Genomic DNA, 14398 nt, shown 5'->3' with positions numbered 1-14398 from the left:
CGAGAGAACCGATATTTACTATCGCGAGACTAACTCACGAATACATCTATTATCGCGCTCGCAATGGTTGTCGCGACGACGCGATCCATCGTTCCGGAGCAGTAAACGGTCCGGCAACCGACACGCTATCGGCCGGTCTACAGGCGGCGCAGGTCGAGGCCATTCACCGGACGCCGTGTCGCTCGTAGAACCGCCTGACTCGGTTGTCCGCCAGCAGCGGACCGTGGACCTGAATCGACTTGAGCCCGGGGTAGCTGTTCGCTTCGATCACCGAGAACTCGCCGTCGTCGCCCGTGACGATGACGTCCCAGCCGACGTAGGGAACGAACGAACAGGCGTCCGCCATCTCGAGAACTCGCTCGCGGATCTCGCTCCAGCCGGGAATGTGGGCGCCCTCGACGGGCGTTTTCGTCTCGGGATGGACCGCGTGCCACTCGAGGTCGCCGTCGCCGGGAGGTTGCACACCGGGGCCGAGTTCGCCCGTCTCGAGGTCGATCTCCGCGGAGAGACCACCCTGCGTGAAGTTGTCCAGCGGCGCGGACGCTGCCGTCCCGATCCGCTGGATCGCCGCGGCGATGAACGGCTCGTTCCGCTCCTCGTCGTACATCGTGATGATCCGGATGGTGTTCGGCGTCTCCGCGTAGAGGCCGTCCGCAAACGAGCCCTGTTCGACGTACTCACAGACGAGGTACTCCTCGAGGTCCGAGACCAGCGATCTGAACTCGGCCTCGGCGTAGCGGTCGCCGTTCACCCGGTAACCGTCGTCCGTGCGCTCACACAGGAGGACGTTGTTCCCGCCACCGCCGCGGACCCACTTGAGCACCAGTCGGTCGTCGCGCTCGAGCCGTTCGACGACGCGCTGGGCGGCGTTGCGGGGTTCCGCGGACGAGTGCAGATCAGGACGGTTCGAGTCCTGCCGCTCGGTATCGCCGGCATTCCGACGCTCGGCAGCCCCTCGTGAATCGGTTTCGCCCTCTCCCTCGCTTTCGGTCGGGACGACCGCGCCACCGTCGGTCACCTCGCGTCGGCTATCGCTCCCGTCGACGCTGTGGAACGAACCGTTGCGGATCATGCCGTAGACGCCCATTCGGTGGTCGTCGAACGGCTGCATCACGCGGTGGAAGAGGAGTTTGTTCGACAGCGCGACCGACCACGTTCCGTTGATCTGTTTCGTACGGACGAATCGCCGATAGTCGTTCAGGTAGTCCCGATACGTCGACTCGTCGAGGTCGTAGACGGCGTCGGAGCGGCTCAGAAAGCCCCGCCGCCAGAGCCAGAGCCGACGCCGAATCGACGGCGAGGCGGCCGACTCGCGTTCGGTCGCAGCGAGGTCTTGCAGCCCCCTGGCCGTGTGGTAGAGTGTTCTAACGTTCACGACTCGTCCTGCCAGAGAGACGGAGTTAGTTATCGATTCGGCAAGACCGTTGCAGGCTCGAGAGCGAACGCCGTATCGTTTCAGTCAGCAAAACAACGGATACTACGTCATTCTCTCGTTCCTGTACGTACTCGCATCGGTAAGACGAACGTTAGTCGGTGAAGACACGGCGAGCGATCGCACCCTGCGTCAGGACGATCGCAATCAGAACGAATGCGACCGTCGCAACGATCGGCACCGGCCGACGTCGAACGCCGACGCCGGCGGTCCAGCAAAGTCCCGGATACTGCCGCCGCGACGGCGCAGCCTGTCGGAGGTGCCAGAGGCCGCGGAGGAGTCGCCCCTCCGAGAAGTAACACTTCGCGAGGATCAGCTGGTGGCTCGAGCGAATCTCGTACCCCTCGCTCTCGAAGCGCTCGACCGTCTCGTCGTACATCGACAGATACTGTTCGTCGGCGTTTTTGATGACGTCCGCCGGCGGGATCGCCGTCTCCTCGCGGATGACCAGTTCTTCGTCGACGTACGCGAGGTTGCCCACCTCGAGCACCCGGAGACAGAACTCGGGGTCCTGAAACCGATCGAGCTGTTCGTCGAACCCGCCGATCTCGCGGGCGACGTCGGTTCGAACGAGCAGCGTCGAGCCGGCGCCCGGCTGGACGTTGTCCGCCAGGATTTCGCCGATCAGCTCCTCGCCGCCTTCCATCGCTGGCCGGTCGTCCCCGCGGGCGAGGACGGTTGCGGCCGTCGATCGGAACCAGCCGTCCGTTCCCGACAGCTCGAACGCCGCGTCGCAGTAGACGCCGACCCAGTCGTCCGAGCGGTCCTCGAGGGTCTCGAGCTGTCGCTCGAGTTTCTCGGAGCGCCACTCGTCGTCGGAGTCGAGGAAGGCGACGTACTCGCCGCGGGCGTGGTCGATCCCCGTATTCCTGGCGACGTTCGCCCCCTGGTTGGTCGCGTGGACGACCGGCCGAACCCGCGGATCGTCGTACTCGGCGAGCACCGAGGCGGTGTCGTCCGTCGAACCGTCGTCGACGACGACGACCTCGAGGTCGTCGACCGTCTGTGCGAGCGCGCTGTCGATCGCCCGTGGAAGCGTCCGTGCTCTGTTGTACGTCGGGATGATGACGCTAACGCGAGTCATTTTCCGGTTCTAGCCGTTCGCGTCGCATTATTATCGAGTCGATAAACGCCGCGACGGAGTTTCGGTCGATCTCACGAGCCGACCGATTATCGCAACGGACGTGTGGCGAGACTGTCCGAACGACGCGGACCGGCGCGTTGCGGGTCTAACAACTCTATAAGAAAGACCGAACGGTTCGTCGACCGGATCAATGACGAATCGAAACCGACGATCGTTCGTGACTGCCGTCGGCACGGCCGGGGCAATCGGTCTCGCCGGCTGTCTCTCGACCGTCCGCGAGTGGCGCGACGATGGCGGCGAGCCGTCAGCCGAAGCACGGACTCCCGACGAGGACGACGGTGACGACGCCCTCGACCTCCCGGGTGAGACGATCGAGGACTTCGAGGATCTCGACGGTTGGGCGGCGATGATCGACGCCGGCGACCTCGAGGCCGAGACGGACGACCCCTACGCAGGGTCGCAGTCGGCTCGCCTCACGGCGGCCGACGGAACCGACCGAGCGGCCATCTATCAGGTGCGCTCCGGCGGCACGGATCTGTCCGAACGCAACCTCTCGCTGGCCGTCAACTTCACCGGCCGCGATCAGCTTCACCTCACCCTCGAGTTGCGCGCGCCGAACTCGCGGAACGCGTACGCGATGGATCGTACCCTCACCGGGCCGACCGACCGCTGGGTGCGCGTCGACTTCGGTACCAGCGAGATCGATGGCGATCCGGATCTCACGGACGTCCGCGAGATCCGCCTGACGGCTCGCCGACGGGGCGATCAGTCCGGCTCGATCGACTGTCGGATCGACGACCTCCGGGCCGTCGATCGACCCGAGACGGGGAACGTAATGTTGCTGTTCGACGGCACGCTCGAGAGCCACTACGAGCACGCGCTCGAGCCGATGTCGGACTACGACTTCGCCGGCGTCGAGGCCGTAATCTACGAGGCGCTGGGCGAGTCCGACCGGCTCACGGTCGGCCAGCTCGAGGAGTTAGACGACGCCGGCTGGGACATGGCGGCGCGACCGCGAACCGGCGCGCAGTTCCTCCACGACTACTCGCCGGAGGAACAGGAGGGCGCGATCCGGCGAACGAAGGCGTTCCTCGAGAGTCGCGGCTTCGAGGACGGCGCGAGACACTTCGTCACGCCGCGGAACGTCCTCGGTCCGGAGACGATCGACCTCGTTCGGGAGTACCACGAGCAGGCGTTCCGCTACGGCGGCGGCCCGAACGCCCTCCCGCTGACGGACCCACATAACGTCGGCGTCTTCTCCGGGGCCGACGGCGAGACGACGAAACGGTACGTCGATCGGGCCGCCGAGTACGGCCAGCTTGCCGTCTTGCATTTCGAACACATCGGTGAGGACGGACTGTCGACGGACGACTTCGAGGATCTCCTCGAGCACATCGACGACGCCGACGTCGAGGTCGTAACCGCCTCGGAGCTGCTGGAGGGGAGCTGATGTACCGAGACGCGAGCGTCGGCGTCGTGATGCCCGCCTACAACGAGGAGGGGTTCGTCGGCGACGTGATTCGCGAGATGCCCGACTACGTCGACCGGATCTACGCCATCGACGATCAGTCGACCGACGGCACCTGGGACGAGATCCTCGAGGCGGCCCGAGCGGACGCGGGTTCCGACGGGGCATCCGAATCCAGGGAGGACGCACAACTCGTCGCCGACGGCGGATTCGCGGGAGACCGAGCGGCCCACGACGGCGGCGTCTCCGCGCTCGCCAAACGGGCGTCGGTACGCGATCCGATCGGTCGCGTCGTCCCGATTCAACACCGCGAGAACCTCGGTGCCGGCGGGGCGATCAAGACCGGCTACCTCGCGGCCCTCGAGGACGCCGTGGACGCGACGGTCACCGTCGACGCGGACGGACAGATGGATCTCTCCCAGATGACCCGGCTCCTCGATCCGCTCGTCGAGGGCAGAGCCGACTACGCGAAGGGGAACCGACTCCTCTCGGCGGAGTATCGGGCCGCGATGCCGCGATTTCGGTTCGTCGGCAACGCGATTCTCACCTTTCTGACGAAGATCGCCTCCGGCTACTGGAAGACGATGGACCCCCAGAACGGCTACACGGCCATCTCGAACGACGCGCTCGAAGCGGTCGATCTCGAGAACCTCTACGAGTACTACGGCTACTGCAACGACCTGCTGGTGAAGTTAAACGTCCACGACATGCGCGTCGCCGACGTCGCGATGCCGGCCGTCTACGGCGACGAGGAGTCGAGCATCCAGTACTCCAGCTACATCCCGAAGGTCTCGACGATGCTGCTCCAGAACTTCTTCTGGCGGCTGCAGACGAAGTACCTCGTGCTGGATTTCCACCCGCTTGCGTTGTTCTACCTCGTGGGCGCCGGACTGGCCGGCGCGGGGGTCCTCGCCGTCGGCACGGCGCTACTCGCCGCGGTCTCGAGTCTCGGTACGCTGGTTGGGGGATCGACGACCGTGCTCCTGCTCGTCGCCGGGGTCGCGTTCCTGCTGTTCGCGATGGTGTTCGACATGGCCGAGAGCGAGCACCTCGAGACGCAGGTACAGTAGCGAACCAGCGGGTCGCAGTCGGCTGGAGTTTCGTTTTAGAACGCATCCGAACGCACTGACGGGCACGTACTATCGTGAAGCGAAGGGGAATCGTGGACTGCCAGTTCGTTGCTGACGTTCTCGGTGGCGAACGCACCCAACCAGATTCTCGGAGACAGGAGCTGACAGTCTGCGCCCCCAATTTAGTCCATCGGGTTGCGGATTAGCTGACCGTGCTCGACCTTCATGCAGCGGTCCTGAACAACATCGACGCCAGCGGCTTCGGCCGCTCGTGCCGCCTCGTCGTTCCGAATTCCTGCCTGCATCCATATCGCTTTGACGTCGTCACGATCCAGCGCCTCCGCGACGATCTCCGGGACTTCCTCGCTCGGCCGAAAGATCTCGACGATGTCGATGGGGGACGCGACGTCGGGTAATGAGTCGGCGGCCTGTTCGCCGAAAATCTCGGTCGCAGTCGGATTGATCGGTCGTATTTCGTAACCGTGGCGCTGGAGATACGCCGGTACGATGTGTGCGGCCTTTTCGTGCGACGTCGAGGCCCCGACGACTGCGACGCGGTCGTATTCGAGGATTCGGCGGAGCTCGTCCGGGGTTTCGACTGGCATACGTAGTGTAGTGCAACGCCGAGAATCAGTGTTACGCAGGCAACTACACAATATTTGTTAACACGCCGCAACCCTTGTATCTCGCGAAAGCGTCGATCCCCGTAGCGAACACAATGGAAGAAGACATTCACCAGTACTCCGGCGAGGACATCGTCGTCGAGTACGACGTCAATCGCTGCATTCATGCCAAGGAGTGCGTACGCGGACTGCCAGCGGTGTTCGATCCCGACAAGCGACCGTGGATCGAGCCCGACGAGGCTGCCGTCGAGGAGCTTATGTCCGTGATCATGGCGTGTCCGACGGGCGCCCTGCAGTTCGACCATCCTGACGCCGAGTACGAGGAACCGGTTCCGGAGCGGAACACAGTCACGGTCGTTCCGGACGGACCGCTGTACCTGTCGGGCGACGTCGAGATCACCGCCCCCGACGAGACGGTTTTACTCGAGGATACGCGAGTTGCACTCTGTCGCTGTGGCGCATCCTCGAACAAACCCCTCTGTGATAATAGCCACGAGGAAGTCGACTTCGAAGCGGCTGGAACGGTCTCGGGCGACGAACCGACTGCGGACCATCCCGACGCAGATGGGACCGTACGGGTGACGCCGGTACCCGATGGACCACTTCGTATCGAAGGACGATTCGAAATGCGGGGGCAGGACGGCGGGGCGAAATCGTGCGATAGCGGTGCCTCACTGTGCCGGTGTGGGGGTTCACAGGAGAAACCAGACTGTGACGGTACGCACGGGAAGATCGGGTTCTCGAGCGACGTGTCTCCCGACTAGTTCGGCAGCGAAAACGCGTACCGGTACCCGTTCAACGGTCGGGTACGAACACCGTCTTCCAGGCCGCTGATGGGGCGGCCGACGTCCACCACGCGACGATTCGGTGCGCCAAACAGCTCTTCGATGACAGCTCCCTCGAGATGGATGCCGTCCCAGCCGTCGTGAATTCGACGGCCACTAGGAAGTCGCCACCGTGGTGTAGCGCACGAAAAACGCTGGCTTCCGGCGCCGATCCTGACTTCTAACTATTGATAGGGCGACAGGAGTGTGCCGTGGGTGCGAGGAGAAAGACCCGTCCGTTAGAGCGGGGAGGATGTCAACAGGTTCGCTACGTGGAACGAACACGTAACCGCGTGAGGGTCGCGGATGAGCCGCCCGAACCGCCATCCTCGAGTCGATTGCTCGCAACTCTCGAGTCGGAACGATCTGCGTGACACTCTCGACCGTCGACGGACGGCCGAACACCTTCTCGAGAAAACCTCCCTCCTTCAGGGCACGACTAACAGCGCGTCCGCTTCCAGCACCCCCAGCGCGAGCCCCGAGACGAGCAGCGACAGCCCGGCGAGAAACAGCAGGTGCTGGTACCAACTCCGCGGCTGGCCGTCGCCGTCGCTCTCGAGTCGCTCCTGGACCGACGCGGCTCTCGAGCCGAGCGGATCGGGGAAGATCGAGAGCACCTCGAACGGCTCCGCCGGGTCAAGCGCGCCGACGAGGAGCGCGAAGGCGACGAAGATGGCAAAGCCGACGGGCGGGACGATCGCGAGGGCGAGCCATGGACTCGAGATCGCCGTCGCGAGGGCGACGATGGGGGCGCCAGCGAGGACGGTCGTCAACGCCACCCGACCGATTCGGGCGTCCGCGAGCGGATCGAAGCCGACGATTCGGGCGCTCCAGCAGTGGAAGACGAACATCGTCCCGTACCCGACGCTAGTTGCGACGGCCGCGCCGTGCATCCCGTAGCGCGGGATGAGCGCGACGTTGAGGACGACGTTGATCAGGGCCGCCGCGCCGGTGGCCGCGACCGGGTACCGAAGCGTTCCCTCTCCCTGTGAAATCGCCAGAATCGGCCGTGCGAGCGCGAAGCCGAGCGCACCGGGGAGCAACAATAGGAGCGGAGCGATCGCCGGCGTCGCCTCCGAACCGAAGTAGATCGGCACGGCCACGTCGGCCAGCGCCGCGAGCCCGACCGCCATGACGGCCGTCAACAGGAACGTGTACCGCGTCGCCTTCGACGCGAGTTCCGAAATCTTCCGATGGCGGTTCTGCGACCAGAGTTCGGAGGTCGAGTGGACGAAGACGGTTTGGATCGCCAGCGGAACGAACCAGAGGAACTCGGCGAGCACCAGCGCCGCCCGGTAGTTCCCCACGTCCGCGCTCTCCCGGAAGTGCTGGAGCATCACGATATCGATGTGATAGAGCGACATCAGCAGGAAGACGAGGATAATGCTCATCGAGTTGAACGTGAGCATCTCCGTGCGCGGGAACCGTTCCGTCGGTTTGCTGTAGATGCACGACAGCGAGATCCGACGATGGACGATGATCAGTCCGGCGACGGCGACGAGCAGGCTCGCGGCCAGGTGGCCCGCGAGCGCACCCATCACGCCGAACACGTACGCCAGCGGAAGCGCGACGGCGACGAACCCGACCTTGTCGAGAATCTTCAGCGGCTCGGAGTATCGCTCGAGACCGAACCCCATGAGCGTCTTTCGGGCATAGTCGCGAAACTGCGCCGTCACGACGAGGACGGCGAGGACGTAGAAGTAGATCGTGAACTCCTCACCGAAGGCGAAGCTGACGACGTTGAACTGCGCGGCGAGGACCAGCAACACAGCACCGACGGCGGCGAGACCGACCGCCAGCCGGAAGTAGAAGCCGACGACGTGCTCGCTCCAGTTCGTCGCGTTGCGGTCCTCGGCGAGGAACTTCCGGACGCCGTCGGTAATTCCGGAACTGACGAAGATCATGTAGATCGCGAAGACGGACATCAAGAAGGCGTAGTCGCCGTAGCCCGACGCACCGAGAAACCGGTACAGCAGCGGCGTCGAGAGTGCGGTGAGGACGAGTACGACGACCTTCGCGCTGACGACCGAGAAGACGCCGCTCGCGATGCTTCGGTTCACGCGTTCCCCCGGGAGCGTTCGGACCGAGAGTCGGCGGCCCCCCTCGCCGACGGTCGTTCTGCGTCCACCGTGCTCACAGTGTCAGAACGGTGGCGACTGCGAGGCGTTATTATACGGGTGTTAAAAGCCCTCTCGAGACCGTTACGAGCGATCCCGGCCGATCAGTATCGAGTTAGGCGTGGTTGTTTTCCCAGGTCGTGACGCCGTTCGCGCCGAGGTTACGGATGCCGTCGGCCAGACGATTCTTCTTGAACGTCGGGTTCTCCGCGGACGCGTAGAGGCAGACGGCCTCGTTGTCGCCCGACGACTCGAGGACGGAGTCGCGCACGAGCGTGTCGCTGCCGAGGCCGACGTAGGGATACTGGCTGGCGCGCAGGGTACTCCGGTAGACGGTCAGGTCGCTGCCCGTGTTGACGATCGCGTTCCGATCGACGCCGTCGCGACCGGGCTGGCTGATGTCGACGTGGCTGAACCGGCAGTTGTCTCGCTCGCAGCGAATGCCATCTCGGAAGCCGCCGTCGTCGCCCGCCGCCCCCGAAATCGAGAGCTGTTCGGCGACTACCGGTTCGGTTCTGTCGCTGTTGCGGATCCACAGCGGATAGCCGCCCGCCGTGTCGTGACTGATCTCGGTGGACGCGATCACGGTCTCTCCGCAGTCCGGCGAGAGGACGATGCCGTGATTGACGTCCGAACCGCGCAGTTCGACTCTCGTGTTCTCGATCCGGGCGCTCTCACAGGAGTTCATCACCGAAATCGCGTGACTGGTCGGTTTCGGCGAGGAGATTTCGACGGCGGCGCCGTGAATCTTCACGTTCTTCCCGTTCTCGACCCGAATTCCGCGCTGCGTTTTGTCTTCCGGACGCGTGTCGTCGACGTTGACTGTCGGCCACCGAATCTCGCTGCCCTGTCCGCCGACGCGGACGTTCGCGCCGTTACTGTTCTCGTAGAGCCCACCGTGGACGATGATCGTTCCGTCACCGCCCGCCGCGTACAGGCCGTTGTTCGGGAAGGGACCGAGCCAGCAGCGTCTGAACTCGAGCGTGCCCGCGTTCTGATTGGCCTCGATACCGATGGGACCGCGCCAGCGGTTGCCGGCGTTGGGCGTATTGTTGACCCAGGCGGCGCCGTCCGGCGCACGGAACCGTTCGACGATGCCCCAGCCGTCGGGATCGGTGACGTTGAACAGTCCGGGACCCCACGTTCCGCTGTCGTGTTCGCCGTAGACGGTCACGTCGCGCACCTCGAGTCGGTCGGCGTTAGCCTCGATGACTCTGATCCCCGTGTCAGGAGCGCGCTGATCGACGTCGAACCCCTCGAACCTGAGGTGACCGCCGGGTCTGTAGGAAACGCCGAGTCGAAACAGTCTGTACCGCGGGCCGGCGAAGTCGTGATAGTTCGCCGGGACCAGCGTCGCATTGTCGCCCACGACTCCGAAGTTGTCGAACCCGGTGAACCGGAACTGTTTGTCCATGTAGTACCGCCCCTCCGGGAACACGAGCAGCGTGTCGTCCGCTCGTAGGTCCTCGAGGACGGGGGTGATCGATTCCTCGCCAGTGTTGTCTGCACCTGCGTCGACGACGTCGACGACGTTCCGGTAGTCGTCCTCGTACTGACCGTACGGTTCAGCGGTCGCTCCGGCGGTCGACGTCAAACCGATTCCAGCGGCCCCGGTGGCCGCAACACCACGTAAAAACGTTCGTCGTGTTCGGGAATCTCTCGATTCGTGACCGTCATCCCAACGGGCAAACCGAGTTCGCAGAGAATCCTTCCGATTCGAACGCTGCATACCACTTCGTTCCGACATTGATAGTCATTCGTTTTGAGTAATGACGGGGTCCAGTATCTATGGATTCGGATAGCAAGCTTTTAAGTTCGAAATCGAATCTCGAGTTTATCATCCGTGAGACATTAACAACTACTACAGACGATTTCACCTCGCACAAGTGGCGGATACAGATCCGGAAGCACTCGAATTCGTGCGTATACGGGTGCTGATTTATCACCTAGCTAAGAGTACAGTTGTTGGTCGCCGGTACGAATATGGGTACGGGCCCACCCTATGGGATACGTTCGTGGTCGGCCGACGACCGACGAACGGAGTTACCCAGTAGGATGGAACCCTATCGGCACGGTCGAAACCGACGGGGCCAGCAGGTCGGTGAACGCGTCGTAGTCATCGTCGCGGCTACTCTCGATGGGATCTGCACGGACACCGACGAGAGGCGGTACGTCAGCGACACGACCCACAGAACGCCGTTCGTCGGTCTGCGTAGCCACCTCGAGCACAACGCCTCCGAGGCAGATATCGACGTTCGATCGGTCGAGGAGTACGACACGTCGAACGTCGTGCTACCGCTGGGCTGTGAGAGTCTCGATGTGACGCAGACTTCGGGTGTCCCCAGTGTACGGCCTATACGGCAACGGACAGGAGTAGTGGCTTCGAAAATCGACGCGTTCCGCAGCGGTAGCCGTGGGAAGCCGTCAGGCCCAGTTGGTCGGTGTCCGATCGTTCTCGAGCGTAGCGGCGATCAACTCGGAAACGGCGCGTCGGAGTCGTTGGGAGACCGCCGAGTCCGAAATCTCGAGTCGTTCGGCGAGTCCGTCCTGGGTGATTCCGCGTGGAATGTCGTAGTAGCCGGCGTAGTACGCCATGAGGAGAATTTCGTGTTGTTGCTCGGTCAGGAAGTAGGTCCCATTGTCGGAGACCGAGAGGTCGTACAGCTGCGTGACCCGAAACGAAACGCCGCGGTCGCGACTCCACGTTCGGAACGCGGTCAGCGCGTCACGGTCCGGTAGATGCACCCGTGCGATCCAGCCCCGTTCGGCGCTCGTCATCGTAAACACGAAGAGCCCGCTCTCCGCACACCGGTCGGGAACGATTTCGACGTCGGTCTCGACCGTCACACGGTAGATCGACCGATTCTCGAACGTCGCGACTCGCACCGGGTTCGAGACCGTGGGATCTTCGTCCATCGCTCGCTCGAGGGGTCCATACTCGTCGCTAAAGACGGAGAAGAACTGCAGTGTTCGATCAGCAGTCGTCGCCTCGTACTCGTATCTGATCGTTACGTCGGGATAGTGCGCTATCGTCGGGGCCAACGCGAGGTCGTCGTGAACGAGGTGGACTTCGGCGATAAATCCCATACTAGCCGTATCATCTGCGATTCGACGGACGACCCATACTTATAGAGCGTGTAACTACCCGTTGCAGCGGTTGAAACTGTTCACGAGCGGAGTGTAGCGTCAGTTCAGGTAGCCCTCGTCGCAGCGGAACTCGTAGCCGTCGTGCGGCCCAGAACCTGATTGCTGACACGGAAGGCGACGTCTGGTCTACACGGTTCGATCCCGTCCGGATCACGGAGATGCTGCAATCGCGTCCTCGAGGATCGCCACGGCGTCAGTAGTCAACTGCTCGGCTCGAGATTCCGCTCGCGCTTCGACCGTGATCCGGACGACCGGCTGGGTGCCGCTCGCTCGCAGCAGGATCCAGCCGTCGCCGACGTCGGCGTAGACGCCGTCGATCGTGCTGATGTCCGTGTACCGATCGCAGACCCGCTCCCGAACTCGATCCATCACGGCCGCTTTCGCCGTGACTTCGACCGATCGTCGGTGGATGGGGTACGTTTCGACGTCCGCGACGAGCGAGGAGAGCGGTCCACGGTCGGCCACGAGTTCGACGAGTTTGCACGCGGCCAGCGGGCCGTCCGGGCACAGCGTCTCCGTCGGCCAGATCCACGCGCCGCTGGGCTCGCCGCCGAAGACGACGTCCGGACGCCTCGCACGGTCGGCGACGAAAACGTCGCCGACTCGCGATCGACTCACGGACGCACCGACCGCCGCGAGCGCGTCGTCGACGACCATACTGGTATCCACCGGTGCCGCAACGACGTCGCCGTCGGTCGCGACGTCGCATGCGAACAGCGCCATGAGCGCGTCTTTCGGCACGAACGTCCCGGTGTCGTCGACAGCCAGGGTTCGGTCTGCGTCGCCATCGTGGGCGATTCCGACGTCCGCATCGGTCGCCTCCACGAGCGACGAGAGCGCCGAGAGGGTCTCTCGAGTCGATTGATCGTCGGTGGCGCTCGGCCGACCTGGGAACCGTCCATCTCGGTGGCCGTTCACCGTGACGACGTCACAGCCGAGGTCGGCGAGCACGCGGGCGGTGATCCCACCCGTCCCGTTTCCGACGTCGAGAGCGACGGTCGGCGGATCGTCGATCGAGACGGCGTCTCGCAGTGCAGTCGCGTGTCGATCAGGTGCATCGTCGAGGGACTCGATCGACCCGTACTCGTTCCAGGCGCCGAGATCGTACTCGTCTCGCTCGATTCGCGTCGCGATCGTCTCGCACTGCTCGGGGCCGAACGCCTGTCCAGTTGCGGACCAGAGTTTGAAACCGTTGTCCGGCGCGGGATTGTGCGAGGCCGTCACGACGACTCCTGCGTCCGCGTTCGTCCACGGGACGGCTCTCGCAACCGTCGGCGTCGGAACGACGCCCGCCTCGAGCACGTCCGCGCCACACTCCCGGAGACCGGCGGTCAGTGCGTCGAGTAGCGCGTCGCCGCTCCCCCGAACGTCGCGCCCGACGACGACGCGATCGTAGCCCTCGGACGCGACGGCCCGTCCGACGGAGAGTGCGAGCGCCGTCGTCACGTCGTCGCCGACGGTTCCTCGAATACCGCTGGTTCCGAACATACGCGACCGACCGCCGACGTGCCGATTACTATGCGACCGTTAAGAGACAGCTAGGTACTCAGTCCGTCGTGCTAATACGAGGACGAACGAGTGCCGATGTCTTGCTACGGGCAGCGACTCGCGGTCGTCACCGAACACAGAACAGAAACCGTGCAGACTTCGTTCGAACGCGGCTCGCGGGCACCGGCCCGACGTGTGAAACCGCCCTTCGAATCAGTGGACCGAACGGCCGTCGATGGTGTCGTTCGACGCGAGCGAGTCGGTGATCGTCGTCACGACCGTCGCCAGCGTAAAGAGGCCGACGATGAGCACGGCGAGCGTCAACTCGGGGAGTTGCAACAATCCGGCCATCGTCGCGACCAGCAGTCCGGTGCTCGCACACGCGGACGTCACGTGATAGTCACCGATAGCGCTCGCCACGATCGACCGAGGTGAGCCACGGGTCGAGCTATCGGCACTGTCTGTGGTCTCCTCGAGGTACGGACGGAAGGTCTCGATGCGATCCGTCGACCGAACGATCCCGCGGGATTGGTTGTACTCGACGATCCCCTTCTTGTCGAGTTTCGGGAGGTGGGACTGGTAGAGCGGGATATAGACGCGCTGGCGTTGTGCGGAGGTCAGATTCGCGACGGTCGTATCGTTCTCTTTCGCAGCGACGTACTCGGCGACGTCACTCATTTTGACGGGACCGTCCCTGTTCAACAGGTACGCGATCGCGTCCCGCCGGCGGTTCGTCTGTAGCACGTGGAAGATATCGTCTCGGGAGAGGGGCGACGATCGATCAGACTCGATCGTCTCTGCGGGTTCGTCAGAGCGGCAGCGGTGTTGGTTCGATGTGGAGGTCATGGTCTGCATCCAAAACAGGTTCGTAGATCGTTGTAAAGTTTTTGTTCTAGCCACCGGCTGGATATATTTTGGCCGATAATAAAGAAATAAGGTAGCTTGCGCTGTATCCGATCTAAAACGACCGACAAAGACCGCGATAGCGACAGGACGCGGCGTGGCAGATCGACTCGTCGTATTGCTCTTTCAAGTACTACATTGAGAATGCAACCGACTAAGGAAAAGCGTACTACCAACGTAATTTGGACCGCGTGAGATTCCCAGACATCCACAGTCGACCGATTTCTGTCACCGGGCTCGAG

The 14398-nt window shown here is 63.5% G+C and carries 11 protein-coding genes; 3 read left to right on the top strand and 8 right to left on the bottom strand.

What is annotated here, in order from left to right; genetic code table 11:
* Positions 1-163 precede the first annotated feature (163 nt).
* Together ACSFDB_RS02905 and ACSFDB_RS02900 are read right to left on the bottom strand one after the other, a co-directional pair.
* Positions 164-1375: a sugar-transfer associated ATP-grasp domain-containing protein gene (locus tag ACSFDB_RS02905; protein WP_440769541.1), complete on the bottom strand. Its 1212-nt coding sequence runs from the start codon at positions 1373-1375 to the stop codon at positions 164-166.
* Positions 1376-1526: 151 nt separating this feature from the next.
* Positions 1527-2516 carry a glycosyltransferase family 2 protein gene (locus ACSFDB_RS02900; RefSeq protein WP_440769540.1) on the bottom strand — a complete coding sequence of 330 codons (990 nt, stop codon included), beginning with the start codon at positions 2514-2516 and terminating at the stop codon, positions 1527-1529.
* 190 nt (positions 2517-2706) lie between these two features.
* Here ACSFDB_RS02900 and ACSFDB_RS02895 point away from each other — a divergent pair, with 190 nt between their 5' ends.
* Positions 2707-3966, top strand: a complete 1260-nt coding sequence (locus ACSFDB_RS02895) for a polysaccharide deacetylase family protein (RefSeq protein WP_440769539.1) — start codon at positions 2707-2709, stop codon at positions 3964-3966.
* Positions 3966-5054, top strand: coding sequence for a glycosyltransferase family 2 protein (locus tag ACSFDB_RS02890; RefSeq protein ID WP_440769538.1), 1089 nt, complete (start codon positions 3966-3968; stop codon positions 5052-5054). The genes ACSFDB_RS02895 and ACSFDB_RS02890 overlap by 1 nt, the downstream gene beginning before the upstream one ends.
* A gap of 182 nt (positions 5055-5236) precedes the next feature.
* On the opposite strand, the gene ACSFDB_RS02885 is transcribed toward ACSFDB_RS02890, so the two are convergent.
* On the bottom strand, positions 5237-5659 hold the full coding sequence (locus tag ACSFDB_RS02885) for a CoA-binding protein (protein WP_440769537.1): 423 nt from the start codon (positions 5657-5659) through the stop codon (positions 5237-5239).
* A gap of 113 nt (positions 5660-5772) precedes the next feature.
* Here ACSFDB_RS02885 and ACSFDB_RS02880 point away from each other — a divergent pair, with 113 nt between their 5' ends.
* Positions 5773-6441: a CDGSH iron-sulfur domain-containing protein gene (locus ACSFDB_RS02880; RefSeq protein ID WP_440769536.1), complete on the top strand. Its 669-nt coding sequence runs from the start codon at positions 5773-5775 to the stop codon at positions 6439-6441.
* A 488-nt stretch (positions 6442-6929) separates the two neighbouring features.
* Here the strand turns inward: ACSFDB_RS02880 and ACSFDB_RS02875 are convergent, their stop codons facing one another.
* From ACSFDB_RS02875 to ACSFDB_RS02855, 5 genes are all read right to left on the bottom strand, one after another.
* Positions 6930-8561: a flippase gene (locus ACSFDB_RS02875; RefSeq protein ID WP_440769535.1), complete on the bottom strand. Its 1632-nt coding sequence runs from the start codon at positions 8559-8561 to the stop codon at positions 6930-6932.
* Between the two features lie 172 nt (positions 8562-8733).
* Positions 8734-10347: a right-handed parallel beta-helix repeat-containing protein gene (locus ACSFDB_RS02870; RefSeq protein ID WP_440769534.1), complete on the bottom strand. Its 1614-nt coding sequence runs from the start codon at positions 10345-10347 to the stop codon at positions 8734-8736.
* Between the two features lie 695 nt (positions 10348-11042).
* A complete protein-coding gene (locus tag ACSFDB_RS02865) occupies positions 11043-11705 on the bottom strand; it encodes a helix-turn-helix domain-containing protein (protein ID WP_440769533.1) in 663 nt (220 codons plus the stop codon).
* A 210-nt stretch (positions 11706-11915) separates the two neighbouring features.
* A complete protein-coding gene (gene glmM, locus ACSFDB_RS02860; protein ID WP_440769532.1) occupies positions 11916-13253 on the bottom strand; it encodes a phosphoglucosamine mutase in 1338 nt (445 codons plus the stop codon).
* 213 nt (positions 13254-13466) lie between these two features.
* Positions 13467-14099: a DUF7344 domain-containing protein gene (locus tag ACSFDB_RS02855; RefSeq protein ID WP_440769531.1), complete on the bottom strand. Its 633-nt coding sequence runs from the start codon at positions 14097-14099 to the stop codon at positions 13467-13469.
* Positions 14100-14398: the final 299 nt, after the last annotated feature.

The sequence above is a fragment of the Natronorubrum amylolyticum genome, assembly GCF_052040145.1.
Lineage (GTDB): Archaea > Halobacteriota > Halobacteria > Halobacteriales > Natrialbaceae > Natronorubrum.
The sequence above is the reverse complement of the archived record's forward strand: the minus strand, read 5'-3'. Positions and strand labels throughout refer to the sequence as shown.

Coding starts and splice junctions, on each gene's coding strand:
- ACSFDB_RS02865 (WP_440769533.1), bottom strand. CDS start 11,705: ATGGGATTTATCGCCGAAGTCCACCTCGTTCACGACGACCTCGCGTTG.
- ACSFDB_RS02855 (WP_440769531.1), bottom strand. CDS start 14,099: ATGACCTCCACATCGAACCAACACCGCTGCCGCTCTGACGAACCCGCA.
- ACSFDB_RS02885 (WP_440769537.1), bottom strand. CDS start 5,659: ATGCCAGTCGAAACCCCGGACGAGCTCCGCCGAATCCTCGAATACGAC.
- ACSFDB_RS02890 (WP_440769538.1), top strand. CDS start 3,966: ATGTACCGAGACGCGAGCGTCGGCGTCGTGATGCCCGCCTACAACGAG.
- ACSFDB_RS02880 (WP_440769536.1), top strand. CDS start 5,773: ATGGAAGAAGACATTCACCAGTACTCCGGCGAGGACATCGTCGTCGAG.
- ACSFDB_RS02900 (WP_440769540.1), bottom strand. CDS start 2,516: ATGACTCGCGTTAGCGTCATCATCCCGACGTACAACAGAGCACGGACG.
- ACSFDB_RS02895 (WP_440769539.1), top strand. CDS start 2,707: ATGACGAATCGAAACCGACGATCGTTCGTGACTGCCGTCGGCACGGCC.
- glmM (WP_440769532.1), bottom strand. CDS start 13,253: ATGTTCGGAACCAGCGGTATTCGAGGAACCGTCGGCGACGACGTGACG.
- ACSFDB_RS02870 (WP_440769534.1), bottom strand. CDS start 10,347: ATGCAGCGTTCGAATCGGAAGGATTCTCTGCGAACTCGGTTTGCCCGT.